Source organism: Lelliottia sp., assembly GCF_045627565.1.
GTDB lineage: Bacteria > Pseudomonadota > Gammaproteobacteria > Enterobacterales > Enterobacteriaceae > Enterobacter.
Genome location: NZ_JAZQNX010000020.1, coordinates 41,949 through 67,532 on the forward strand (window position 1 = coordinate 41,949; position 25,584 = coordinate 67,532).

Here is a 25,584-nt window from a genome sequence, read left to right on the forward strand (position 1 = left end):
GTGTTATCTCTGTTGGGCGTCTTACTAAACGTAGCAAACTTTACGACTTGCGAAGTGCTGGCAACGGAATCACAAACCCCTTAAACTAGCATTTCAAATATAATTTATAGTTTAAAATTAATGCATAAAAGAAACAAATCCCAACAAACTCTTAACTTACCGTCCGGCTATTTTGGGATGGTTTTGGGAACGATTGGTATGGGCTTCGCGTGGCGCTATGCCAGCACTATCTGGTCTGTATCACGCTGGCCGGGTGAAATGTTGGTTACGCTGGCGGTGCTGATCTGGTCTTTCCTGACCGTGGCGTTTATCACCCGCGCGGTGCGTTTTCCGCACAGCGTGCTGGCGGAAATGCGTCATCCGGTGATGAGCAGTTTTGTCAGCCTGTTTCCGGCCACCACAATGCTGGTGGCGATTGGGTTCGTCCCGTGGTGTCGGCCCGTCTCGCTGGTGTTATTCGGGACAGGCGTGGTGATTCAGCTTGGCTATTCCGCCTGGCAAAGCGCCGGGTTGTGGCGCGGGAAACACCCCGAAGAGGCGACCACGCCGGGACTGTATCTCCCGACCGTCGCCAACAATTTTATTAGCGCGATGGCTTGCGGCGCGCTGGGTTACCACGATGCCGGACTGGTCTTTTTAGGCGCAGGCGTTTTTTCCTGGCTAAGTCTTGAGCCGGTTATTTTGCAGCGATTGCGCAGTAGCGGAGAATTACCGTCGCCCTTGCGCACGTCGCTGGGCATCCAACTTGCGCCTGCGCTGGTGGCCTGTAGCGCGTGGCTGAGTGTGAACGGTGGCGAAGCCGACACTTTTGCCAAAATGCTCTTTGGCTACGGTCTGCTGCAGCTGCTGTTTATGCTGCGTCTGATGCCGTGGTATCTCTCGCAGCCGTTTAACGCTTCTTTCTGGAGCTTCTCATTTGGTGTCTCTGCGCTGGCGACGACCGGGTTGCATCTGGGGCACAGCAGTTCGTCAGGTTTTTTTGCTGCCCTTGCAGTGCCGCTGTTTATTTTCACTAACTGCATCATCGCGCTGTTGCTCGTGCGCACCTTTATTTTGCTGATGCAGGGAAAGCTATTGGTTCGTTCAGATAAAGCAACGCTTATGCAAACTGAGGAAAAAGAATGACGCTCGTCGATGATAATTACTTTACCGAAAAATATGGCATGACCCGAACTCACTCCGATGTGGTGTACAGCGCAGGGATCGTGAAACCGGGCAAAACGCTGGATCTGGGCTGCGGTAATGGCCGCAACAGCCTGTATCTGGCGGCGAACGGCTATGACGTGACCGCTTGGGACAAAAACCCGATGAGCATCGAGAATCTCGAGCGCATCAAAGCGGAAGAGGGGATTACCAACCTGCAGGCGTCGATCAAGGATCTGAACAGCCTGAGTTTTGACGGTGAGTACGATTTTATTCTCTCGACCGTGGTGATGATGTTCCTGGAAGCGAAAACCATTCCGGGACTGATTGCCAATATGCAACGTTGCACTAAACCGGGCGGTTATAACCTGATTGTCGCGGCGATGGATACCGACGATTATCCGTGCAACGTCGGCTTCCCGTTCGCGTTCAAAAGCGGTGAATTGAGCCACTATTACGAAGGCTGGGAAACACTGAAATATAATGAAGACGTCGGTGAATTACATCGCACCGACGCCAACGGCAATCGCATCAAACTGCGTTTCGCCACGCTACTGGCGCGTAAACCGGCTTAACGCGCAGCCAGCAGACAAATCTGCAGGGCCGTTTTATATGAGGCCTCGAACGACGACAGCGGTAAAAACTCAAACTTCGAGTGGAAGTTGTGCGCGCCGGTGAAGAAGTTCGGGGTCAGCAGTCCTTTTGCTGACAGCGCCGCGCCGTCGGTTCCACCACGCATCGGCGTCGGTTTTGGGGTGATACCGAGTGATTCCATTGCCTCAAACATCAGATCGATCGCACGGCGATCTTCGCCAATCGCATTGCTGATGTTGCTGTAGGTATCTTCAATCTTATATTCCACTTTTGCGGTCGGATGCTGAACAGCAATCTTGTCGACAACGTCGGTAATCTGCTGTTTACGTGCCGCGAAGCTGTCGCGATCGAAATCACGGATATTGGCTTTCAATACGGCTTCATTTTGCCCGGCCTGGATTCCGTTAAACCAAATATAACCTTCACGTCCTTCGGTGCATTCCGGCGTTTGCTGGCGATCGAAGTGGCTGATGTAATCCATCGCCATCAGCAGCGGATTGACCAGCACGCCTTTTGCGGACATGGGATGCGCCGTCACGCCGGTAAAGCGGATTTCCGCCGCCGCCGCGTTGAAGTTCTCATACACGATTTCACCCAGCTCGCAGCAATCAATCGTCCAGGCAAAATCGACGTCAAAGCGTTTCAGATCAAGCGCCTTCGCCCCGCACAGACCAATCTCTTCGTCAGGCACAAACGCCACCACGATATCGCCGTGCTGGTGCTCCGCCGTCAGGTTTTCCAGCACCGTCATCACCACTGTGACGGCTGCTTTATTATCGGCGCCTAATACACTGGTTCCGTCGCTGAAAATAATCTCCTCATTAGCATATGCCTGAATTTCGGGATGTTCATTCATGCGTAACCAGATCTGTTTTTCATTATTCAGGCAGAGGTCTTCTCCTGCAAATGTTAATATTTGCGGATGAATATCCGGTGATAATCCGACGTCTACCGTATCAATGTGGGTAATAAAACCGATGCGCGGCGCACCCGGTACATTGCCTTTTTTGACGGCAGTGACCGTCGCAAATTTATCGATCACAATGTCGCTTAAACCCAGTGATTTCAGCTCATTAGCCAGTTCTCTCGCCATCTCATGCTGACCTGGCGTAGAGGGCAGTGTTTTTCCTTTAGGATCGCTTTGGCTGGTGATGGATAAATAACGGAAAAAGCGTTGGGTTAATTGACTGGAGAGTTGTGAAGCCACAGTGATTCCTTCTTAATTTGTATTATCAGGTGTTTGCATTGTTACTTTAATGGTATTTATGAATTGGCAAAAGAATTAATTAGCCGTCGAATTAAAAGACAGGAAAACACAATGAATAGCAAATTGACAACTTTAGCTCTGGCCTTAGCCGCACTGACGGTCAGTTCCACCGTCGCGGCCAAAACGCTGGTGTATTGCTCCGAAGGATCACCGGAAAACTTCAATCCTCAGTTGTATACCTCTGGCACTAGCGTGGATGCCAGCGCCGTACCTGTTTATAACCGCCTGGTGGATTTTAAACCCGGCACAACCGAGCTGGTGCCGAGCCTGGCAGAACGCTGGGACGTGAGTGAAGACGGAAAGGTTTATACTTTCCATCTGCGTAAAGGCGTGAAATTCCAGAGTAATAAATTCTACAAACCGACGCGTGATTTTAACGCCGACGATGTGATTTTCTCGTTTATGCGCCAGAAAGACGTCAATCATCCGTATCACAACGTCTCGAACGGCAGCTATTCCAATTTTGAGAGTCTGGAGTTTGGCAGCCTGATCACCGCCATCGACAAGGTCGATGACCACACGGTGCGCTTCACGCTCGCTCACCCTGAAGCGCCGTTCGTTGCTGACCTGGCGTGGTATTTTGCCTCGATTCTGTCCTCTGAATACGCCGATGCGATGCTCAAAGCCGGTACGCCGGAAAAAGTGGATATGGATCCTATCGGAACCGGGCCGTTCAAACTGGCGCAGTATCAGAAAGATTCGCGCATTCTCTTTACCGCGTTCCCGGAATACTGGCAGGGCAAATCAAAGCTGGATCGTCTGGTGTTTAGCATCACCCCGGACGCGTCTGTGCGTTACGCCAAAGTGGAGAAGAATGAGTGTCAGGTGATGCCGTTCCCGAATCCTGCCGAACTGCCGCGCATGAAGGCCAACAAAGACATTAACCTGATGAGTAAAGCCGGGTTAAACACGGGTTTCCTGGCCTTCAACACGCAAAAACCGCCGCTGGATAATGTGAAAGTACGCCAGGCGCTGGCGATGGCGATTAACAAACCCGCGATCATTGACGCTGTCTTCCACGGTACGGGAACGGCGGCGAAAAACCTGCTGCCACCGGGCGTATGGAGCGCAGACAGCGAGCTGAAAGACTACGAATACGATCCTGAAAAAGCCAAAGCGTTGCTGAAAGAAGCCGGATTTGCCAGCGGTGTGACCGTGGATTTATGGGCTATGCCGGTGCAGCGTCCGTATAACCCGAACGCAAAACGGATGGCTGAAATGATCCAGGCCGATTGGGCGAAGATTGGCGTGCAGACTAAAATCATCACCTATGAGTGGGGTGAATATCTCAAGCGCGTGAAGGGCGGTGAACATCAGGCGGCGCTGATGGGCTGGACGACGGCAACGGGCGATCCGGATAACTTCTTTGGCCCGCTATTTACCTGTACTTCTGCCAATGGTGGTTCAAATTCGGCGAAATGGTGCTATCAACCCTTTGATAAAATCATCGCTGAAGCAAAATCGATAACCGATCAGAATAAACGTGCGGCGCTTTACAAAGAGGCACAACAAATGATGCATGACCAAATGCCTGCGGTAATGATTGCGCACTCAACAATTTTTGAGCCGGTGAGAAAAGAAGTCACGGGTTATGAAATTGACCCGTTTGGCAAACATCTGTTCTGGCAAGTGGATATTAAGTCACCATAAATCACTGCCCGGCCCCCCGCCGGGCAGTCTTTTCTCAATTTGTGCTCTCTGCGGCATTATTTAACACTACACGCTCCCCAGTCTTTTGCTATAACTTCAAATGCATATCTGCATATAACAGGGATTTACCATCATGCGTACTCAAGCTTTTTTTAAAGTTGCAGTGCTTTCTGGCTTGCTGGCATTAGCGGGCTGTGCGTCGAAAGTGGCACAGCCCGACCAATATTCGGGCTTTTTAAAAGATTATTCCGGCTTAAAAGAAACAACATCAGCAACAGGTAAACCGACGTTACGTTGGGTTGATCCTTCTTATGATGCGTCAAAATACGACAGTATTGTTTATAACCCAATTACCTATTATCCGGTCCCTAAGCCAACGACTCAAATTGGTCAGAAATTACTTGATGACCTGCTGGCTTATACCAATACCAAAATGAAAGCGGCGATTGGGCAGCATAAGCCTATTGTTGCAACGCCTGGCCCTCGCAGCCTGATTTTCCGTGGCGCAATAACCGGTGTGAGCTCGAAGAAAGAAGGTCTGCAATTCTATGAAGTGGTGCCAGTTGCGCTGGTCATTGCCGGGACGCAAATGGCGTCAGGCCACCGTACCATGGACACTCACCTCTATTTTGAAGGTGAGCTGATTGACGCTGCCACCGGTAAACCGGTCATCAAAGTGGTTCGTAAAGGCGAAGGCAGTGAGTTGAATAACGAAAACTCACCAATGACTGTGGCAACGCTGAAGAAAGTTGTGGATGACATGGCGACGGATGCCACCATGTTTGACGTCAAAAATAAAAAATAAATCCTCATCCGGCCTGTTCTGCAGGCCGGATGTCTTTACGCTTCACGCCATCCGTAACCGTTTGAACCAGGTTTCCGGTTTCGTAAACATCACCATATTTCCGGTCAGGATCAGCACGATTCCGGCAATACCGTTCATATGCCAGACGTAACCTTCGTAAACTGTCGAGATGGACAAGGCGACCAGCGGGAATAACAACGTGCTGTACGCTGCTTTCCCGGCACCAATCCGCCCGACCAGCGTAAAATAAGCCCCGAACGCGATAACCGAACCAAAAATGGCCAGATACAGCAGGGCCCCCATATAGCTCACCGTCCATTCAGGTGCGAAGTTATCGCCACGAATCAGCGCAATGGCTCCCATAACAAGCGTCCCGTAGGTCATGGCCCATGCGTTGGTGGTCATCGTTTCCAGACCGTTGCGCTGATGGCGCAGGCTGATCATGTTTCCCAATGAAAACCCGTACGTTCCCAACGCGGAAAGGCCGATACCGAGCAACAGTTCCTGGCTCCAGCCGCTCGCCAGCAGATCGTCCCAGAACAGGGTGATGATGCCGAGCATGCCCAGAACAGCGGCGAACCCGAAGCGTGCAGGTGGGCGCTGCCCGAAGAAAATAAAGCTGTTGATCGCGTTATACAGCACGGCCATGGAGAAAATAACGGATTCCAGTCCGGTGTTGATATACGCCGCCGCTGTGTAAAAACACCAAAAGTTGAAGCAGAACACGCAGCATCCCTGAACCATACAGAACAGGTGATCGCGCAACACCATTTTGCGCAGGCGACCCAGCGCCAGCAGAACTATCATGATGGTGGCGCTGGCCACGGCAAAGCGCCAGAAAATGGAAACCGGTGCGGCCACCGGCCCTTGTTGCAGGAAAATGGCAATCCAGGTGGTTCCCCAGATAAGCACGACCAGGCCATATAACAATGCGTTCATTTTTATCTCTTATCAAACGGCAAAGGCAGATTGTCACCTGAGCTGGGCTAGCGCGCTGTCAGCATCTTGCGGCTGACTTGCAAAATCTTGCGCTTTTTTATTGCGTCACCGCTGGCATCAACGGGCAACACTTCATAGACTAACGATCTGTTCAATTGCCAGCTTATGACGGTTATGTCCCGCGCCTACGACACTTTCGAAACGCTTCGCCAACAAAATGCCGTGCTGCGGGAAACGGTCGCGCTTAACTCTGGCATTCAGCTGGCGGCGTGGTTTAACAAGCACGACACCGTCACGGTCAAAAGCAACCATCACACCTTGAGCCTGTATGTCGCGGATGGCTACGAGAGCTACCATAAAACCGCCAGCGGCTGGAAAAACGGCGGTGGGCCGGACCGTTTTTGCCTGATGCCGGAGCAGAGTGAATCAAGCTGGGATATCCGCGATGATTTATCGTTTGTGCATCTTTATTGTACGGATGAACATTTACGGGGCATTGGCGAGCAGATTTGGGACAAAAGCCCGGCGTCGATTGCGCTGGATGAAAAGACCTTCGCCAGCGACCCTAAAATCGCGATGCTGTACCGTCAGTTTTTGCTGGGCTGCGACTGGCAGCAGGCTGCCAATCAGCTGACGTTAAGCACCGCCAGCACGTTACTCCTGACCCATCTGATCCAGCACTATTCCAGCGTGCAGTGGAAGTTGCCGATAGTGACGGGTGGGCTGTCGCCCTTCGTGCTAAAAACGGTGGTTGAGTATATTGATAGTCATCTCTCACAGCCGTTGACGTTAGCGGAACTGGCGGCGGTGGCGTCATTAAGTGAATACCATTTCGCGCGCATGTTCCGCCAGTCGATGAAGATGGCGCCGCATCAATACGTTATGCATCAGCGAATGGAAAAAGCAAAAGCGCTGGTCCAGTTCACCCATCAGCCGTTAACGGATATCGCCATTGCCTGCGGCTTCAGTTCGGCGAGTCATTTCAGCAACCGGTTTAAAGCGACGACGGGGCGCACGCCTTCGCAGCTACGCGCGGCGAAAATGTGAAAACACGGCATAACAGATGCCGCCCGCGATTAACCCCCAGAACGCCGAACCAATCCCTAACAGCGTCACGCCGCTGGCCGTCACCAGAAACGTCACCAGCGCAGCATCGCGCTCGGTTTCGTGCTGGAGTGCCTGAAACAAACTTCCCCCCATCGTGCCCATCAGCGCCAGCCCGGCCAGGGTTTGGATCCAGATCAGCGGTAGTGCGGCCATCAGCGCGGTGATCGAGCCACCAAAAATGCCTGCGAGCAGATAAAATACTCCGGCCGCGGCGGCGGCTAACCAGCGCTTATTGGCCTCCGGATGAGCGTCAGGGCTTTGGCAAATTGCTGCCGTAATGGCGGCGATGCAGATCGAATACACCCCGAACGGCGAGAACAGCAGGGCCAATCCGCCCGTAAAAATGATCAATGGGGAAACCGCAACCGGATAGCCGGAGGCTTTCATCGTGGCGAATCCGGGCGCATTTTGAGAGGCCATCGTCACCAGAAAGAAGGGCAGCCCAACACTCATCAGGGTGGTGAACGTGAAGGTGGGCGCAATAAACTCCGGCATCACTACCGAAAACATGAGTTTATCTGTGACAATGTCACCTCCCAGCCAGGCTACAAATCCGCCCACCACCAGCGTGGCGACGATCGCATAGCGCGGTATGATGGCTTTCGCGATGAGCCATGCCAGCAGCATGCTGCCGCACAGCAGAAAGTGGTCTTGCAGATTAGTGAACGCCTGCAATCCGAATCGCAGCAATACACCCGCGAGCATCGCCGCCGCGAGAGTGTGGGGAATAATCTTCATCAGACGGGCGAACAAGCCTGTCAGTCCGCAGAGCAAAATCAGCGCATTAGCGAAAATAAACACGCCGATGGTTTCACTCAGCGTCACGCCCTGCAGGCTGGTGGCGAGGAGCGCTGCGCCGGGCGTAGACCACGCTGTTAAAACCGGGGCGCGATACCAAAGTGAAAGCGCAAGCGTGCTGACGCCCATCCCCAAACCCAGTGCGGTCATCCAGCCTGCGATTTGGTGTGAGCTCGCGCCTGCCGTTGCAGCAGCTTGCCAGACGATGGCTGCGGAACTGGCATAGCCCACCAGCACGGCGACAAATCCGGCTAACATGGCTGGGAAAAGTGAGGAGGGATTACGCATTGTGACTCCGTTGTGCGTTATAACGTCCGTGGTAATGTAGCACTGTGCGCTATAGCGTACAAGTGGTACACTTGCTCGCAACGGGAGGCATTATGACTATCACTCAACATCTTGCGACAACCTTAAAGACAGAGCGTCAGGCGCGGGGCTGGAGCTTATCAAAACTCGCCGATGAGACGGGCGTATCCAAAGCGATGCTCGGGCAAATCGAACGTAATGAGTCCAGCCCGACGGTGTCGACGCTGTGGAAAATCGCCACGGGCCTGAACGTGCCTTTTTCCGCGTTTATCACCCCAGAAGAGCAGCCGCAGCCGGTGTTTGATCCGCAGCAGCAGGCGATGGTGGTAAAGCCGTTATTCCCGTGGGACGACACGCTTAAGTTTGACCATTTTTCGATCACGCTTGCGCCGGGTGCCCTCAGTGAGTCAACGCCGCATGAAGCAGGCGTTGTTGAACATGTGGTGGTGATAAGCGGCGAGCTGGAGATGTGTATCGAGGGTCACTGGCGCACAATTTTAGCGGATTCTGGCGTGCGTTTTGCGGGTGATAAACCCCACGCGTACCGCAACAGCAGTAGCCAGACGGTGCATTTTCACTCTTTGATCCACTATCCCCGCTAACCCTACGCAAAACTGTTTCGCTGTCGCATACTTCTGACTACAATAGCCGCCATTTTGACCATAACGGATAACGACGAAGTATGCGCCTGCAATCCCATCATCTTGAACTTTTAAGTCCGGCTCGCGACGCCTCCATCGCCCGTGAAGCGATTCTTCACGGTGCGGACGCGGTTTATATCGGCGGCCCTGGCTTTGGCGCTCGCCATAACGCCAGTAATAGCCTGCAGGATATTGCGGAGCTGGTGCCGTTTGCCCATCGTTTTGGTGCAAAAGTGTTCGTGACCCTGAACACCATTCTTCATGATGATGAGCTTGAACCCGCCCAACGCCTGATTACCGATCTGTATCAGACCGGTGTCGACGCGCTGATCGTTCAGGACATGGGCGTGCTCGAACTGGATATTCCGCCGATTGAACTGCACGCCAGTACCCAGTGCGATATTCGTACTGTTGAAAAAGCGAAGTTTCTGTCTGACGTAGGCTTTACCCAGATCGTTCTGGCGCGCGAGCTGAATCTGAATCAAATCCGCGACATTCACCAGGCCACTGACGCCAACATTGAATTCTTCATTCACGGCGCGCTGTGTGTGGCGTATTCCGGCCAATGCAATATTTCCCATGCACAGACCGGGCGCAGCGCCAACCGTGGCGATTGCTCGCAAGCGTGTCGTTTGCCTTACACGCTGAAAGACGATCAGGGCCGTGTCGTGGCGTTCGAAAAACATCTCCTTTCGATGAAAGACAACGATCAGACGGCAAACCTGGCGGCGCTCATCGACGCTGGCGTGCGCTCCTTCAAAATTGAAGGGCGCTACAAAGACATGAGCTACGTGAAGAATATCACCGCGCATTATCGCCAGATGCTTGACGCCATTATTGAAGATCGCGGCGACCTGGCGCGCTCCTCTGCTGGCCGCACCGAGCATTTTTTCATTCCGTCCACGGATAAAACGTTCCACCGCGGCAGCACGGATTACTTTGTGAATGCGCGTAAAGACGATATCGGTGCGTTTGATTCGCCGAAATTTATCGGCCTGCCGGTGGGCGAAGTTTTAAAAGTCTCCAAAGATTATCTGGACGTAAAAGTGACCGAAACGCTGGCTAACGGTGACGGGCTGAACGTGATGATCAAACGCGAAATCGTCGGTTTCCGCGCCAATACCGTCGAGAAAACGGGTGAGAATCAGTATCGCGTCTGGCCGAACGAAATGCCTGCAGATCTGTACAAAGCCCGCCCGAATGCTGCGCTTAACCGTAACCTCGACCATAACTGGCAGCAGGCGCTGTTAAAAACATCCAGTGAACGTCGTATTGCGGTGGATATTGAGCTGGGTGGTTGGGAAGAACAGCTGATCCTGACCATGACCAGTGAAGATGGGGTGAGCGTGACCCATACCCTGGACGGTCAGTTTGAGGTGGCGAATAACACAGAAAAGGCGATGAACAGCCTGAAAGACGGCGTGGCGAAGCTGGGACAAACGATCTATTACGCCCGCGACATTACGGTAACGCTGCCGGACGCACTGTTCGTGCCGAACAGCCAGCTTAACCAGTTCCGCCGCGAAACCGCAGAAATGCTTGATGAGGCGCGCCTGGCCAATTACCCGCGCGGGAGCCGCAAAGCGGTGTCTGTCCCTGCGCCGGTCTATCCGGATTCCCATTTGTCATTCCTGGCAAACGTGTACAACCACAAAGCGCGCGAGTTTTATCATCGTTATGGCGTGCAACTGATTGATGCGGCGTATGAGGCGCACGAAGAGAAGGGCGATGTGCCGGTGATGATCACCAAGCACTGTCTGCGCTTCGCCTTTAACCTGTGCCCGAAACAGGCGAAGGGTAATATCAAAAGCTGGAAGGCCACACCTATGCAACTGGTGAATGGTGATGAAGTGTTAACGCTGAAATTTGACTGCCGTCCCTGCGAAATGCACGTGATTGGCAAAATGAAAAATCACATCTTCAAAATGCCACAACCGGGAAGCGTTGTGGCCTCTGTTAGCCCCGAAGATCTGATGAAAACCCTGCCGAAGCGCAAGGGCGTTTAATCACAGAAAATGGGTATCGGGTTTGCGCGACTTCTGCCAGTGGTGATGTTCGCGCAAGCCATCCGCTGACTCCTCTGCGACACACCTGAGTTCATCGCTATCAGCCTCGTGACGGAGCTGATGATCAACGTTCTTTACCCACAAAAATTCATGCCCATTATGTCCTGCCATCAACTGACCTGAAAAAAGCGCACAGGTTAGCAGTATGATTGATAATATTTTTTTAACCATTCTCTCATCACCGCATTACATTTGCGGCTACTATGCCAATAGTTACTTTGAGTTATTATTCAGAAGTGAAATGTATCGCAAAGGGTTTGTCAGTATAGCCTTACGATCCGATATTAGGGCGGGTAATACACGGCGCGTGATATTTTTCAATGAATAGAGTGTTCAGTTTAAAATTAAGTTATTTCATTTTATTAATTACAAAATAAGGATTGCGATCCCTGCCAATATATGCGCGGGAGACCTATGGCCCTGAAAGAGCAACGAATACCCCTTTCTTTTCTCAGACGCTGTTGTTTAGCTTTTGTTGAAGGTATAGGTGTTAGGTTTATTACGATCCGCAACCTGGTATGGAATACCGGGAACGTAGATACCAAAATACAAATCTATCCATGCAAGCATTTACCGCCAGATAATGGCGGTTTTTTTTGCCTGAAATTCCTTTTTCGCTATTCGCTGACGACGAGAAATTGCTTGCGGTATTGCGCGGGCGAGAGGGCAAAATGTTGCCGAAAATGGTGTCGCAGAGTAGCGGCGTGGCCGAACCCTGTCTGCGCCGCGATACTGTCGATACTTAGCCGACTCGTTTCAAGATAATCCTTTGCCCGCAGCAGGCGTTCGTTGAGCATCCAGCGTGCTGGCGTCGTCCCTGTGGCATCGGCGAAACGACGTAAAAAAGTGCGCTGACTCATCCCGACGCGCGCGGCCAATGAACTGACGCTATGACTGACGGTCAGGTGCTGGTGCAGGAAATCAAAAAGCTGTCCGAGCCGTTCACTTTCCCTTAATTGGGCGACCGGACGACGCATCCGCTGTGTTTGTGCGCCATCGCGATGCGGAGGAATAACCAGGCGGCGTGCCACATGATTGGCGGTTTCCATTCCATAATCGCGACGGACTACATGCAAACACAGGTCAATCCCTGCGGCACTGCCCGCAGAAGTCAGAATGTCGCCCTCATCCTGATACAGCACATCTTCCACCACGGTAATGTCAGGGAACCGGGTCTTTAGCGTCTCGGTATACCGCCAGTGCGTGGTGGCATTGCGTCCGTTCAGCAATCCTGATGCAGCAAGGACAAAAACGCCCGAGCAAATCGACAAGAGCTGACAGCCTCGCGCGTGGGCGTCACGCAGAGCATTGCATAATTCAGCGGGAACGATTTTGTCAACGCCACGCCAGCCGGGGATCACCACCAGGTCGGCAGTGTTGAGCAACGACAGATCGCCATCCGCGAGCACCCGAATCCCGCCGGTTGCCCGAAGTTCGCCTTTATCTACCGCCGCGACCGCAAAACGATACCAGTCATCGCCCATTTCAGGGCGCGGCAGGCCGAAGATTTCCACCGCCACCCCAAATTCGAAAGTGCAGAGCCCGTCATAGGCCAATACCACCACGCGCGGTGACGGGGGCTGTCGTAACTTTGTCATCTTCTTGTTGTTTTCTGGCATGACCGCTGGCATTCACTGGCTGAATTTCTGGATAAAGTACTGTTAACACAAACGCCCAACAGGAGAAAGCGCCATGAGTTACGTCACTGAATTTCCCGCCGCAGACCCGCAGGAGTCTGTCGCCCATTTTCTGCGCCGCCTGAGCGTCGAAACCGACTGTGCCGATGTACACCACGCCTTAACGCAGCAGGATCAGGACTTTGTGTTACTGCACGTGGTGGGGCAGCCGGAGCAGTTTGCGCGTCGCCATTTGCCCGGGGCAATTCATCTGCCGTGGTCCGCCATCAATGCCGAAACCATGGCGCAATGGCCAGAGGGCACACTGTTCGTGGTCTACTGCGCAGGGCCACATTGCAACGGAGCGGACAGAGCTGCGCTAAAACTGTCCCGACTCGGTCTGCCGGTCAAAATCATGATTGGCGGTATCACGGGCTGGGAAGATGAACATTTTGCGTTTGCCTCTGACGAACGCTCTCAAGATGAATAAAATTCATCTAACATGAATTTTTCTCGTTTGCCGTCACGGCAGTGATATGACATCTTTTGGACATATAGCCATCCAGAAGTCTAAATATTCAATTGATGAATTATCACTGTCTGCAATCAATTGCGGGCAGCTAAGGAGAAAACCATGCAACGACAACACGCCCCGTACCGCGCCGATGTAGTAGGTAGCTTTTTACGTCCTGATGCGATCAAGCAGGCGCGACTCAAATTCGCCAGCGGCGAAATCGACGCCGGAACGCTGCGTAATATCGAGAATGACGCGATTCGTCACGTGGTTGAGCAACAGTGCGCCTGCGGCCTGCATGTGGTGACTGACGGCGAATTTCGCCGTGCGTGGTGGCATTTCGACTTCTTCGATGGTTTGCAGGGCGTTGAGCGCTACGATTCCAGTCAGGGTATTCAATTTAACGGCGTACAGACCAAAGCGCACGGCGTGCGCGTGACCGGTAAATTAGGCTTTGGCGACCATCCAATGCTTGAGGATTTCCGCTATCTAAAAAGTATCAGCGGTAACGCCCAGCCGAAAATGACCATTCCCAGCCCGAGCGTGCTGCATTTCCGCGGTGGTCGTAAAGATATCGATGCGACCGTTTATCCGGATCTGGACGTCTATTTTGATGACCTGGCAACCACCTGGCGCGACGCGATTCATGCGTTCTACGAGGCCGGTTGCCGCTATTTGCAGCTGGATGACACCGTCTGGGCGTATCTGTGTTCCGACGATCAGCGTCGCCAGATTCGCGAGCGCGGTGATGATGCAGACCAACTGGCGCTGACCTATGCCCGCGTATTAAACAAAGCCCTGGAAGGCAAACCAGATGATCTGACCATTGGTTTGCATGTCTGTCGCGGCAATTTCCGCTCGACCTGGATTTCTGAAGGCGGATACGAGCCCGTGGCAGAAATTCTCTTCGGGACGGTGAATGTCGATGCCTTTTTCCTTGAATACGACAACGATCGCAGCGGTGATTTTGCGCCATTACGGTTTGTCCGTCCGGGGAAACAACAGGTCGTTTTGGGGCTGATCACCACCAAAAATGGCGAGCTGGAAAATCCGCAGGGCGTCAAAGCGCGTCTGGAAGAGGCCGCGCAATATGTGGCAAAAGACCAGATTTGCCTGAGTCCTCAGTGCGGCTTTGCCTCCACGGAAGAGGGCAACAGCCTGAGCGAAACCCAACAGTGGGATAAAGTCCGTCTGGTGACGCAAATCGCCGCCGACGTCTGGTAATCCTTCCCGCACAGCGTTGCACTTTTATAATGCAACGCTGTGCCATTCTGAGTCGTTCCGCTCCTGTTATTCCCGCCTTACATTCCTGTCAGCTTCTCACTGTGACCCGATAACACGCTAAAAAAGCGATTGTTTTCTGTTCTGGCACTCTTTTTGCTCTGCCTAAACCTGTCAAAGACGTTTTGCTTTTTCTGCGTCCACGCCGTAACGGACGTATTCGCACAGCTTTCTTTTCAGGAGTGAAAATATGCATCGTCGTACCTTGTTAAAAGCTTTTGCGCTGTCGGCTTCCGTGGCGGCTATGGGAATGAGTTTTGGTGTGCAAGCTGCTGACACCATCAAAATTGGGATCATGCATTCGCTCTCGGGCACGATGGCGATCTCTGAAACGCCCCTTAAAGACGTCGCGCTAATGACGATCGATGAAATCAACGCCAAAGGCGGCGTGTTGGGTAAAAAGCTGGAGCCGGTGGTGGTTGACCCCGCATCAAACTGGCCGCTGTTTGCTGAAAAAGCCCGTCAGTTACTCAGCCAGGACAAAGTGGCGGCGGTCTTTGGCTGCTGGACGTCGGTTTCCCGAAAATCGGTGTTGCCAGTCTTTGAAGAGGTGAACGGGCTGCTGTTCTACCCGGTGCAGTATGAGGGCGAAGAGATGTCACCAAACGTCTTCTACACTGGCGCCGCGCCAAATCAGCAGGCCATCCCGGCGGTGGAATATCTGATGGGTGAAGACGGCGGCAGTGCTAAACGCTTCTTCCTCTTGGGCACTGACTACGTTTATCCGCGTACCACCAACAAAATTCTGCGCGCGTTCCTGCATTCGAAAGGCGTGCAGGATAAAGACATCGAAGAGGTTTACACCCCGTTTGGTCACAGCGATTACCAGACCATCGTCGCCAATATCAAGAAATTCTCAGCGGGAGGAAAAACGGCGGTGGTTTCGACCATCAACGGCGACTCCAACGTTCCCTTCTACAAAGAACTGGCAAACCAGGGCGTAAAAGCGACCGACGTGCCGGTGGTGGCGTTCTCGGTGGGTGAAGAAGAGCTTCGCGGCATCGACACCAAACCGCTGGTGGGTAACCTTGCGGCATGGAACTACTTTGAGTCGGTTGATAACCCAACCAACCAGGCATTTGTCGCGGCCTATAAAGCCTATGCCAAAGCGCATAACTTGCCGAACGCCGACACCGTCGTAACGAATGATCCGATGGAAGCGACCTACGTAGGGATCCATATGTGGGCGCAGGCGGTTGAGAAAGCCGGCACCACGGACGTGGATAAAGTGCGTACCGCCATGGCCGGACAATCCTTTAAAGCGCCGTCAGGCTTTACGCTGACCATGGACGCCACCAATCACCATCTGCATAAGCCGGTGATGATTGGGGAAATCGAAGGTAACGGCCAGTTCAACGTTGTCTGGCAGACCGATGCAACGGTTCGTGCTCAGCCGTGGAGCCCGTACATTCCGGGTAACGATAAAAAGCCAGAACAACCGATGAAAACCGCCAGCAACTAACACCGGTCACGGAGATAAGCCATGAACGTAATGCGTATGTTCGTCGCAATAGTATGGCTTGCCGGTCTGCTGCCAGGGATGGCGCAGGCGTCGGATGCGGACACCTTTGTCGCCGCGAGCCGCAGCCAGCAAACCACGCTACTTGAGCAATGGGCCATCAGCCCGGATCCGTCGCGCCTGCCGCTGTTGCAGGCGCTGCAAAAAGAAAATCTCTTTGTCGATGCGCAAAAGCACGCGTTTACCCGGGTGAAGGGAGAAATGACTGCTCTTGGGGAAAACGCCCAGGCAGCGGGCGAACCGAAGGCGGTTCGTCTCACCAACCGCCTGCGCAATCTCTCTTCCACCGCACTGGCCACGCATCAGTTAGTGAGTGACAACGTCACGGAAAGAGTGGGCGCAGCGATACAGTTACAGCGCGATGCCACGCCGACGATGCTGAATTTATTGCAGCAGCGTCTGCAGGCGGAAAAAGACGACAAGGTGCGCACGGCGCTGGAAGCGGCGCTGGCCAATCTTTTGCTCGCCAGCCCGCAGGCTGAGGTGCGTTTGCAGGCGGTTGCGCTGCTGGGGCACTCGTCCGATCCCGAAACGCAAGCGCGTCTGACGCCATTCACGCAAACCCAAACGGAACCGGATGCCCGCGTGCGCGACGCAGCCGCTGACAGCTTGCGCCAGATTCAGCACCGCTTACTCATCGGTGACCTGTTGGGGCAGGCTTTTATGGGGCTGTCACTCGGATCGGTGCTGCTCCTGGCGGCACTTGGGCTGGCGATCACCTACGGGTTGCTCGGCGTCATCAATATGGCGCACGGTGAGATGCTGATGCTCGGCGCGTACTGTACCTGGCTGGTTCAGCAGGCGATGGCGCAATTTGCCCCGCAGTGGCTGGCGCTGTATCCGATCGTGGCGTTGCCGGTGGCATTTTTAGTGACTGCGGGCGTTGGCATGGCGCTGGAGCGTAGCGTGATCCGCCACCTGTATGGCCGTCCGCTGGAGACGCTGCTTGCTACCTGGGGGATCAGCCTGATGATCATCCAACTAGTGCGTATGACCTTTGGCGCGCAAAACCTGGAAGTGGCGAATCCGGCCTGGCTGTCTGGCGGCGTGCAGGTTTTTGCCAACCTGATCCTGCCGTGGAACCGCATTGCGGTGCTGGTATTTGTGCTGCTGGTATTGTTCTTTACCTGGCTGATTCTGAATAAAACTCGACTGGGGCTGAACGTGCGGGCGGTGACGCAAAACCGCAATATGGCGGCATGCTGCGGTGTGCCAACAGGTCGTGTCGATATGCTGGCGTTTGGCCTGGGATCGGGCATTGCCGGTCTGGGCGGCGTGGCGCTCTCGCAGCTGGGTAACGTCGGACCGGAACTGGGACAAGGCTATATTATTGACTCCTTCCTGGTGGTGGTGCTGGGCGGCGTCGGGCAACTGGCGGGCAGCGTGGCCGCGGCGTTTGGTCTGGGTATTTTCAACAAGATTCTTGAACCGCAAATGGGCGCGGTACTGGGAAAAATCGTGATTCTGGTGGCGATCATTCTGTTCATTCAGAAGCGTCCTCAGGGATTATTTGCGCTTAAAGGGAGGGTGACAGACTGATGAGCCAGCCACTGACCTTAACGCTGGCGCGTAAAGCGCCGCGAATGACACAGCTGTTTGGCAGCCTGATTCTCGCCATTCTGCTGGTGCTGCCGTTTCTGGCGCTGCTACCCGAAAGCCATCCGCTGGCCCTGTCCACCTGGATGCTGACGCTGGTCGGCAAAATTCTCTGCTATGCCATCGTCGCTGTCGCGCTCGATCTGGTCTGGGGCTACGCCGGAATGCTGTCGCTGGGACACGGGATTTTCTTTGCCCTGGGCGGCTACGCGATGGGCATGTATCTGATGCGTCAGGCGTCGGGCGAAGGATTACCAGCGTTTATGTCGTTCCTTTCCTGGAGCGAGCTGCCGTGGTTCTGGTGGGGAACCCAGCATTTTGCCTGGGCGCTGGTGCTGATTGTGATGATCCCCGGCCTGCTGGCGCTGATTTTTGGCTGGTTTGCGTTTCGCTCAAAAATCAAAGGGGTCTATTTCTCGATTATGACCCAGGCGCTGACCTATGCAGGGATGCTGCTGTTCTTTCGCAATGAAACCGGATTTGGCGGGAACAACGGTTTTACCGGGTTTACCACGCTGATGGGGTTCCCGGTGACGGCAACGACCACGCGAATTGCGCTGTTTCTGGCAACCGTCGCGCTGCTGGTTGCCTCGCTGGCTCTCGGATTCTGGCTGGCGAAAAGCAAATTTGGCCGCATTCTTACCGCCGTGCGCGACGCGGAAAACCGTCTGACATTTTGTGGCTACGATCCGCGCGGTTTCAAGCTGCTGGTCTGGACGCTTTCGGCGGTGCTGTGCGGGTTGGCGGGGGCGCTGTACGTTCCGCAGGTCGGCATTATTAACCCAGGTGAAATGTCGCCTACCAACTCCATTGAGGCCGCAATTTGGGTGGCACTTGGCGGGCGCGGGACGTTAGTTGGACCGGTGATTGGCGCGGCGCTGGTTAACGGCGCGAAAAGCTATTTCACCGTTGCCATGCCGGAATACTGGCAGCTGTTTTTGGGTGGGATTTTTATCGCCGTCACGCTGTTCTTACCGCGTGGTGTCTACGGATTATTGCGTAAGGGAGAGAAATAATGCAGCCATCCGAAGGACTTTTTACCCGTCAACTCCCGGGCGACCGCTTTCGCGAGCAAACCGATCCGGTGCTCCAGCTTGAGTCGATAAACGTCAATTTTGACGGTTTCCAGGCGTTGACCGATCTGTCGCTAAACATCGGCGTGGGGGAATTACGCTGCGTGATTGGCCCTAACGGGGCCGGTAAAACCACGCTGATGGACGTGATCACCGGTAAAACGCGCCCGCAGAGCGGGCGGGCGATTTACGATCAGTCGATTGATTTAACCGGACTCGATCCCGCCGCGATTGCGCGACAGGGCATTGGGCGTAAGTTTCAGAAACCGACGGTATTTGAAGCGCTGACGGTGTGGGAAAACCTTGAGCTGGCAATGAAAGGTGACAAATCCGTGTGGGCCAGCCTGCGCGCCAGGCTCACCTCAGAGCAAAGCGATCGCATTAGCGACATGCTTACGCTGCTGCGCCTGAGCGCCGAGCGGGATCGCAGCGCGGGCTTACTGTCTCACGGGCAAAAACAGTTCCTGGAAATCGGCATGCTGCTGGTGCAGGACCCCCATTTGTTACTGCTCGATGAACCCGCAGCCGGGATGACGGACGCCGAAACGGAGTATTCGGCAGAACTTTTTCGCACCCTGGCCGGTAAACATTCGCTGATGGTGGTGGAACACGATATGGGGTTTGTTGAAACCATCGCCGATCACGTCACCGTTCTGCATCAGGGACGCGTACTGGCGGAGGGATCTTTGCGTGAAGTGCAGGCCAACGAACAGGTTATCGAAGTCTATCTGGGACGCTAAGGAGCGGGAATGCTACAGGTTAACGAACTGAATCAGTATTACAGCGGCAGCCATATTTTGCGCGGTGTGAGCTTTGATGCCCCAAACGGTGAGGTGACGTGTCTGTTGGGGCGCAACGGCGTGGGAAAAACGACGCTGTTAAAATGTCTGATGGGGTTAGTGCCTGCGCGCAGTGGCGAAATTATCTGGCAGGGCAAAAAAATCACGCACGCTAAACCGCATCATCGCGTGCAGTCCGGTGTGGCGTATGTGCCGCAGGGGCGCGAGATTTTTCCGCGTCTGACGGTCGAAGAAAATCTGCTCTTGGGATTGTCGCGCTTTCCGGCTCGGGAGGCGAAAAGCGTGCCGGACGATATCTGGCAGCTGTTTCCGGTTTTAAAAGAGATGAAGCACCGGCGAGGTGGCGATCTTTCGGGTGGGCAGCAGCAACAGCTGGCGATTGGGCGCGCGCTGGCGAGCCGTCCGCAGCTGTTGATTCTGGATGAGCCGACGGAAGGGATCCAGCCCTCGGTGATAAAAGAGATTGGTGTCGTTATCCGTCAGCTTGCCAGCCGAGGGGATATGGCGATTCTGCTGGTGGAACAGTTTTATGATTTTGCTGCGGACCTGGCAGATAACTATTTGCTTATGTCGCGCGGGAGCATTATTCAGCGTGGGCGCGGCGAAGATATGGAACAAGAGGGCGTTCGTGGGTTAGTAGCGATCTAGGAATGATTGTCTTGTGATATGTTATACTATAACATTCTCGTTTTCTTAAACGTAATGAGGATCTTATTGTGGCTGCACATCTTGGAAAATTTGCAATGACGCTGGGGGCGCTGCTGGTGAGTGGTCAACTGTTTGCCCATTCGCACGGGCATCAAATGACCGAAGCGGAAGAGAAAGCCGCGAACGGTGTTTTTGAGGACAAAGACGTCAAAGACCGCACATTATCCGACTGGGACGGCGTCTGGCAGTCGGTTTATCCTTTCCTGCTTGATGGCTCACTGGATCCGGTTTTCAAAAAGAAAGCGGAAAACGATCCCAGCAAAACATTTGCGCAGGTTAAAGCGTATTATCGCAAGGGATACGCCACGGATGTGGGAACCATTGGTATTGAAAATAATACGATGGAGTTCCATACCGATAAAACGGTGGCGAGCTGCCGCTACGATTACAGCGGGTATAAGATTCTGACCTACGCATCGGGCAAAAAAGGCGTGCGGTATCTGTTTGAATGTAAAGACGCCGGGTCTAAAGCACCCAAATTTGTGCAGTTCAGCGACCATACGATTGGCCCGCGTCAGTCTGCGCACTTCCACCTGTTTATGGGCAACACCTCGCACGAGGCCTTGCTGAAAGAGATGGATAACTGGCCGACGTATTACCCTAATGAGATGTATAAAAATCAGGTTGTGGACGAAATGCTGCACCACTAAAGATAAATAAGGCGAGAAATTCTCGCCTTTGTTTTACGCGGTTTTCGGCTCTTCCTGCCATGCTTTCACACTCATTCCACGCAAAATCATCAGCCACGCAATCACAATCGCTGCCATCATCACCGCAAATAATGACCAGTGCGGCAGATGGGTCAGAATAATACCGGTGATCATCGGGTTCGCAGCAGCACCAAGCCACCCCAGCGCTTGCGCTGAAAAATAGCTGGCTTTCATGCCCGGCGGGGCGATGTTATCGATCAGCATGTATTCGCCCGGTGCATAGATAATTTCCCCCACGGTAAAGACCGCTGCCGCTATTCCCCAGTAGATCAAGTTGCTGCCGGAGAACATAAACCCGCCCAGACCCAGGACAAAAAACAGCGTGCCGAGCGCCATCAAAGGGCGAATATTGCTGGCCGTGATTCTGCGTCCAATGAGGTATTGCAGCGACACCACGACCGCGGCATTCACCGGGAGCACCACGGCAACCACGTTTTGGGCGAAATCGCTGTCGTAATCGGCTGCGAGAACGTACTGGGAAATACAGCTGGCGAAGGAGCCGCCGACGTACGAAGCCAGAAGCCCGGACAAGGTATACCAGAACAACGCTTTGTCACGCAGGAGTACCGACGGCTGCCACGGCACAGGGGCGTGTTCGGCGTCGGCCGCCACGCTTTTCTGCACATAAAATTGAATGAATACCAGCGGCAGCGCGGCGCAGAAAGCCGCCAGCCAGAACGGCAATTGCAGGCTGTACATCACCAGCAAAGTGCCTATCGGCGGACCTATCGTCCAGCCAATATTCAGAAAACTGTAGTTGAGCGAAAATACGCGCGCTTTCTCGGACGATGTGAGTACATCGGAGAACCAGGCTTTTAGCACCGTGGAGAACACGGAGTAGGCGCAGTTGATCAGGGCAAAGAACACCACCACCAGCGTGACGTTATCCACCAGCGGAATGGCCACAAACCCGGCGATAAACGCCAGAATGGAAATCAGCATGTAGCGTTTTTTATCAAACTTATCCGCGAGGATGCCAAACCCCATGCTGAAAACCACGCCAATCGTCAGCGCGATTGTCAGGGCATAGCCAATATTCTCGACGCTCATGTTGTAAACACGGGTGAGATAGATGGTCATAAACGGGAGCGTCGCACCACGACCGATTGTTAATAATAATGACGACGCCAGCAGCGCTGCGGTTGAGCGCCTGAGAGATGGTTTCATAATCCTGCCCGACAAATGCTTACATTTTTTTGTTGTGTTTTATCAGGAGTATCACGACATAAGGGGCTTGTATAGCACCTAATTTATCCCTAAGTGCTTCGCCTGGCTGCCAGAATTAATGATCTTTTCCTGGGGGGCTTTTTTCGTTACCTTGAATCTGTTTACAAAAATTTAATAATCAGAGGCGATGTATGACGCGTAAAGACGGGCTGCTGGCGTTGCTGGTAGTCGTGGTATGGGGCCTGAATTTTGTGGTCATTAAGGTAGGGCTGCATAATATGCCTCCGCTGATGCTGGCCGGTTTACGCTTTTTGCTGGTTGCGGAGCCCGCGTTATTTTTCGTTGCGCGTCCTAAAATCCCGTTTCGCCTGCTGCTCGGGTACGGCCTCACCATCAGCTTTGGTCAGTTCGCCTTTCTGTTTTGCGCCATTAAATTTGGCATGCCCGCGGGGCTTGCATCGCTGGTTCTCCAGGCTCAGGCGTTCTTCACCATCATTCTGGGCGCGTTTGTCTTTGGTGAGCGTCTTCAGGGCAAGCAGCTGGCGGGGATTACCATTGCAGTGTTTGGCGTGCTGATTCTGGCGGAGGCCAGCCTGAATGGACAACATGTCGCGCTGCTGGGCTTTATGCTGACGCTGGCGGCGGGCTTAAGCTGGGCGTGCGGGAATATTTTCAACAAACTCATCATGCAGCATGATGCACGTCCGGCGGTGATGTCGCTGGTGGTCTGGAGCGCGCTGATTCCGGTTGTGCCCTTTATTATCGCCTCGCTGATTTTTGACGGCCCGGCGGTAATGCTCAAAAGTCTGGTTGAGATCGATCTCACGACGATTTTGTCGCTGGTCTATCTGGCGTTCGTCGCCACGATTGTGGGCTACGGGATCTGGGGCACTTTGCTTGGTCGCTACGAAACCTGGCGTGTTGCGCCGTTGTCATTGCTGGTTCCGGTTGTCGGACTGGCGAGTGCGGCTGTTCTGCTGGGCGAGAAACTGACGGTGCTACAGCTACTGGGCGCAGCGCTGGTTATGGCAGGGTTGTATATCAATGTGTTTGGTTTGCGGTGGCGTCGTGCGACGCGAATCAGGGGATGAAAAAAAGCCCTGCGTAAAGCAGGGCCAAAACGAATTAATGTTAGCGCTGGTTGTAATACGGCACGCCTAATTCGTCGGATTTGTCGCTGCCCGCACCCATATGATTAAAATCGAAAGGCGATTGTTCGTGTGCGGTTGGCAGAACGATCGCGGTGCGACTGTTTTGCTGGTTAGCGTGAGTGGTTTGCTCCGCAAAAGTCTGACCGGAGACCAGCACCAGTAAGGTGAGGGCGGCGGAGGCGATAGTTTTCATGGTTTCCTCGGTTACGTCTTAGCGCCTGGCTCATGAGGCTATTTCATTGCCCGTTTGGACCTGGGCTGTGCTCATCATCCTTGCGTACTCTGCGTACGCTCCGGCTATTGCACGCTGGCAGGTCAAAACTGTCGGCAACAAAATATGCCTAATGAAACAGGCCTTTAATCAGGCGATTAGCAATGACAGTTCGTTAGCGGTAGCAGGTATCGGGATTCACCAGGCATACTGGTGATGCGATACTTATGCGGTGGCACGTCGAAATAGTTCTTGAACGTACGGGTCAAGGTTTGTTGCGATTCAAACCCATAGCGTTCTGCCAGATACAGGATCGGTTCGTTGCTCTCTTTCAGTTTCTGAGCAATTTCCGTCAGCTTGCGGCTGCGAATGTATTGACCTAATGAATGACCGGTCTCTTTTTTGAACATCCGTTGCAGGTGCCATTTTGAGTAACCTGAACGCTCAGACACCTTTTCAAGTGAGAGCGGCGATTCCAGGTTATCTTCGATCCAGTCCAAAATGCTATGAATAGTGATGGCGTCATTATTGCGTCTGGACATCGTCATACCTCTTTCTGTTTACGGCAGGATCCTCTTGAGCAAATGCTCAAGCGTCAGCACTTCATCCGCCGTTAAGTTTTTTGTTAGTTCCTGATGCAGTGTTTGTCCTACTAGCTCATGACATTTTTCGCACACGGCCGCGCCTTCGCAGGTGAGTTGCACCAGCACGCCGCGCTTGTCATTTGGGTTCGGTCGTCTTTCAATCCATCCTTTGCAGACGAGGCGATCGAGCATGCGCGTGAGCGCACCCAGATCCACCGAGAGCACCTTTTTCAGCTCAACAGGTGTGATACACACCTCGCAGCGAATGGAGCACAACACTTTGAACTGTGTCGCGGTGATATCCATCGGAGACAGATAATCGTTGAGCAGGCGATCTTTTTTCTGGTTAACCATATGAATAAGACGGCCCAGTGGAATAATTTCGTTGAAGAGATCACTGGTGCTTTTCACAATGGTTGCCCTGGCAAGTAGTTTAATCACGGCAGATATTATTGCTCAGGCAAGTATAAGTCAATCGAATGTATCCGCCGATGCCACGTTTTGCTAAAACGTTTCTTGAACTTTTTTCTGCGCGTTTTAAATCATAAACATACCGATGGGTTATCCTTGCGCAGTGGAAAACACTGCTTACGTTGTGGTCGTGGCTGAATGGCGAATTTTCACCGTATAATTGGGGAGTGAATTATGGATAAGGATAACGACGCGAAATGGTGGAATTAATTCAGGCAATAGGTCTTGGGCTGGTGGTGTTGCTGCCGCTGGCGAACCCGTTAACGACTGTGGCGCTGTTTTTAGGTCTGGCGGGTAACATGAACAGTGCCGAACGTAATCATCAGGCGCTGATGGCCTCGGTGTACGTTTTTATCATCATGATGGTGGCCTATTACGCCGGACAACTGGTGATGAACACGTTTGGTATTTCGATTCCGGGGCTGCGAATTGCCGGGGGGCTCATCGTCGCGTTTATCGGTTTTCGGATGCTGTTCCCGGCGCATAAAGCGCATGAATCGCCCGAAGCTAAAAGCAAGTCGGAAGAGCTGGAAGACGAACCATCGGCAAATATCGCGTTCGTCCCTTTAGCGATGCCGAGCACGGCAGGTCCAGGGACGATTGCGATGATCATCAGCTCCGCGTCGACGGTGCGCAACGGCTCAACGTTCTCCGAGTGGGTTGTGATGGTCGCGCCGCCGCTGATTTTCGCGCTGATTGGCATCATTCTGTGGGGGAGTTTGCGCAGCTCAGGGGCAATCATGCGCTGGGTTGGGAAAGGGGGCATCGAAGCGATTTCGCGTTTGATGGGCTTCCTGCTGGTCTGCATGGGCGTGCAGTTTATTATCAACGGCGTGCTGGAAATTATTAAAAACTATCATTAATAAA

Annotated in this window: 26 protein-coding genes; 17 read left to right on the forward strand and 9 right to left on the reverse strand. The window is 53.4% G+C overall.

The features are described 5' to 3' along the window. Positions 1–120 precede the first annotated feature (120 nt). Together tehA and tehB are read left to right on the forward strand one after the other, a co-directional pair. On the forward strand, positions 121–1,125 hold the full coding sequence (gene tehA, locus ACKI5T_RS11600) for a dicarboxylate transporter/tellurite-resistance protein TehA (RefSeq protein ID WP_407437529.1): 1,005 nt from the start codon (positions 121–123) through the stop codon (positions 1,123–1,125). Further along, complete coding sequence (gene tehB, locus ACKI5T_RS11605) at positions 1,122–1,718, forward strand: tellurite resistance methyltransferase TehB (protein WP_012017366.1); 597 nt, start codon at positions 1,122–1,124, stop codon at positions 1,716–1,718. Before tehA ends, tehB begins: the two co-directional genes overlap by 4 nt. Here the strand turns inward: tehB and pepT are convergent. Beyond that, on the reverse strand, positions 1,715–2,944 hold the full coding sequence (gene pepT / locus ACKI5T_RS11610) for a peptidase T (RefSeq protein WP_407437531.1): 1,230 nt from the start codon (positions 2,942–2,944) through the stop codon (positions 1,715–1,717). The genes tehB and pepT overlap by 4 nt on opposite strands. A 111-nt stretch (positions 2,945–3,055) precedes the next feature. Here pepT and ACKI5T_RS11615 point away from each other — a divergent pair, with 111 nt between their 5' ends. Then, positions 3,056–4,654 (forward strand): ABC transporter substrate-binding protein, encoded by a 1,599-nt coding sequence (locus ACKI5T_RS11615; RefSeq protein ID WP_407437533.1) that lies wholly within the window; start codon positions 3,056–3,058, stop codon positions 4,652–4,654. Between the two features lie 133 nt (positions 4,655–4,787). Continuing rightward, positions 4,788–5,459, forward strand: coding sequence for a DUF3313 domain-containing protein (locus ACKI5T_RS11620; RefSeq protein WP_407437535.1), 672 nt, complete (start codon positions 4,788–4,790; stop codon positions 5,457–5,459). Positions 5,460–5,501: 42 nt separating this feature from the next. On the opposite strand, the gene ACKI5T_RS11625 is transcribed toward ACKI5T_RS11620, so the two are convergent. Next, entirely contained in the window at positions 5,502–6,398 is an 897-nt protein-coding gene (locus ACKI5T_RS11625; protein WP_407437537.1) for a DMT family transporter, read from the reverse strand. A gap of 174 nt (positions 6,399–6,572) precedes the next feature. Between ACKI5T_RS11625 and ACKI5T_RS11630 the strand changes: the two genes are divergently transcribed. Further along, positions 6,573–7,445: a helix-turn-helix domain-containing protein gene (locus tag ACKI5T_RS11630; protein ID WP_407437597.1), complete on the forward strand. Its 873-nt coding sequence runs from the start codon at positions 6,573–6,575 to the stop codon at positions 7,443–7,445. Here the strand turns inward: ACKI5T_RS11630 and ACKI5T_RS11635 are convergent. Next, a complete protein-coding gene (locus ACKI5T_RS11635) occupies positions 7,425–8,591 on the reverse strand; it encodes a benzoate/H(+) symporter BenE family transporter (RefSeq protein WP_407437538.1) in 1,167 nt (388 codons plus the stop codon). The two genes, ACKI5T_RS11630 and ACKI5T_RS11635, sit on opposite strands and share 21 nt — an antisense overlap. A 92-nt stretch (positions 8,592–8,683) precedes the next feature. Between ACKI5T_RS11635 and ACKI5T_RS11640 the strand changes: the two genes are divergently transcribed. Both ACKI5T_RS11640 and ACKI5T_RS11645 read left to right on the forward strand, forming a co-directional pair. Further along, the gene (locus ACKI5T_RS11640) at positions 8,684–9,211 is read left to right on the forward strand and encodes a helix-turn-helix domain-containing protein (RefSeq protein WP_133630337.1); all 528 of its coding nucleotides are present in this window, start codon (positions 8,684–8,686) and stop codon (positions 9,209–9,211) included. Positions 9,212–9,291: 80 nt separating this feature from the next. After that, entirely contained in the window at positions 9,292–11,256 is a 1,965-nt protein-coding gene (locus tag ACKI5T_RS11645) for a peptidase U32 family protein (protein ID WP_407437540.1), read from the forward strand. Here the strand turns inward: ACKI5T_RS11645 and ACKI5T_RS11650 are convergent, their stop codons facing one another. Beyond that, positions 11,257–11,487, reverse strand: coding sequence for a DUF2554 family protein (locus ACKI5T_RS11650; RefSeq protein WP_133630335.1), 231 nt, complete (start codon positions 11,485–11,487; stop codon positions 11,257–11,259). Between the two features lie 446 nt (positions 11,488–11,933). After that, entirely contained in the window at positions 11,934–12,935 is a 1,002-nt protein-coding gene (gene ftrA, locus ACKI5T_RS11655) for a transcriptional regulator FtrA (protein WP_407437599.1), read from the reverse strand. A 73-nt stretch (positions 12,936–13,008) separates the two neighbouring features. Between ftrA and ACKI5T_RS11660 the strand changes: the two genes are divergently transcribed. The 8 genes from ACKI5T_RS11660 (at position 13,009) to zinT (ending at position 21,073) form a co-directional block, all read left to right on the forward strand. Then, entirely contained in the window at positions 13,009–13,422 is a 414-nt protein-coding gene (locus tag ACKI5T_RS11660; protein WP_407437542.1) for a rhodanese-like domain-containing protein, read from the forward strand. Positions 13,423–13,566: 144 nt separating this feature from the next. Continuing rightward, complete coding sequence (locus ACKI5T_RS11665; protein ID WP_407437544.1) at positions 13,567–14,670, forward strand: cobalamin-independent methionine synthase II family protein; 1,104 nt, start codon at positions 13,567–13,569, stop codon at positions 14,668–14,670. A gap of 247 nt (positions 14,671–14,917) precedes the next feature. After that, a complete protein-coding gene (urtA, locus tag ACKI5T_RS11670; protein ID WP_407437546.1) occupies positions 14,918–16,189 on the forward strand; it encodes an urea ABC transporter substrate-binding protein in 1,272 nt (423 codons plus the stop codon). A gap of 21 nt (positions 16,190–16,210) precedes the next feature. Then, on the forward strand, positions 16,211–17,785 hold the full coding sequence (urtB, locus tag ACKI5T_RS11675; protein WP_407437548.1) for an urea ABC transporter permease subunit UrtB: 1,575 nt from the start codon (positions 16,211–16,213) through the stop codon (positions 17,783–17,785). Further along, a complete protein-coding gene (gene urtC / locus ACKI5T_RS11680) occupies positions 17,785–18,858 on the forward strand; it encodes an urea ABC transporter permease subunit UrtC (protein WP_407437550.1) in 1,074 nt (357 codons plus the stop codon). Before urtB ends, urtC begins: the two co-directional genes overlap by 1 nt. Then, complete coding sequence (urtD, locus tag ACKI5T_RS11685; protein WP_407437552.1) at positions 18,858–19,655, forward strand: urea ABC transporter ATP-binding protein UrtD; 798 nt, start codon at positions 18,858–18,860, stop codon at positions 19,653–19,655. The genes urtC and urtD overlap by 1 nt, the downstream gene beginning before the upstream one ends. Before the next feature lie 9 nt (positions 19,656–19,664). Beyond that, positions 19,665–20,363: an urea ABC transporter ATP-binding subunit UrtE gene (gene urtE, locus ACKI5T_RS11690; RefSeq protein WP_012017383.1), complete on the forward strand. Its 699-nt coding sequence runs from the start codon at positions 19,665–19,667 to the stop codon at positions 20,361–20,363. 68 nt (positions 20,364–20,431) lie between these two features. Further along, positions 20,432–21,073 carry a metal-binding protein ZinT gene (gene zinT / locus ACKI5T_RS11695; protein ID WP_407437555.1) on the forward strand — a complete coding sequence of 214 codons (642 nt, stop codon included), beginning with the start codon at positions 20,432–20,434 and terminating at the stop codon, positions 21,071–21,073. 33 nt (positions 21,074–21,106) lie between these two features. Here zinT and ydeE read toward each other — a convergent pair whose 3' ends face one another. After that, positions 21,107–22,300 carry an efflux MFS transporter YdeE gene (ydeE, locus tag ACKI5T_RS11700; RefSeq protein ID WP_407437557.1) on the reverse strand — a complete coding sequence of 398 codons (1,194 nt, stop codon included), beginning with the start codon at positions 22,298–22,300 and terminating at the stop codon, positions 21,107–21,109. Positions 22,301–22,491: 191 nt separating this feature from the next. Here ydeE and eamA point away from each other — a divergent pair, with 191 nt between their 5' ends. Then, entirely contained in the window at positions 22,492–23,391 is a 900-nt protein-coding gene (eamA, locus tag ACKI5T_RS11705; RefSeq protein ID WP_407437558.1) for an O-acetylserine/cysteine exporter, read from the forward strand. A 40-nt stretch (positions 23,392–23,431) separates the two neighbouring features. On the opposite strand, the gene marB is transcribed toward eamA, so the two are convergent. From marB to marR, 3 genes are all read right to left on the reverse strand, one after another. Further along, on the reverse strand, positions 23,432–23,644 hold the full coding sequence (gene marB / locus ACKI5T_RS11710) for a multiple antibiotic resistance protein MarB (protein WP_012017387.1): 213 nt from the start codon (positions 23,642–23,644) through the stop codon (positions 23,432–23,434). 176 nt (positions 23,645–23,820) lie between these two features. Continuing rightward, positions 23,821–24,204 (reverse strand): MDR efflux pump AcrAB transcriptional activator MarA, encoded by a 384-nt coding sequence (marA, locus tag ACKI5T_RS11715; RefSeq protein WP_012017388.1) that lies wholly within the window; start codon positions 24,202–24,204, stop codon positions 23,821–23,823. Positions 24,205–24,222: 18 nt separating this feature from the next. Next, entirely contained in the window at positions 24,223–24,657 is a 435-nt protein-coding gene (gene marR, locus ACKI5T_RS11720; protein WP_012017389.1) for a multiple antibiotic resistance transcriptional regulator MarR, read from the reverse strand. A 257-nt stretch (positions 24,658–24,914) separates the two neighbouring features. Between marR and ACKI5T_RS11725 the strand changes: the two genes are divergently transcribed. Beyond that, positions 24,915–25,580: a MarC family NAAT transporter gene (locus ACKI5T_RS11725; protein ID WP_012017390.1), complete on the forward strand. Its 666-nt coding sequence runs from the start codon at positions 24,915–24,917 to the stop codon at positions 25,578–25,580. Positions 25,581–25,584 lie beyond the last annotated feature (4 nt).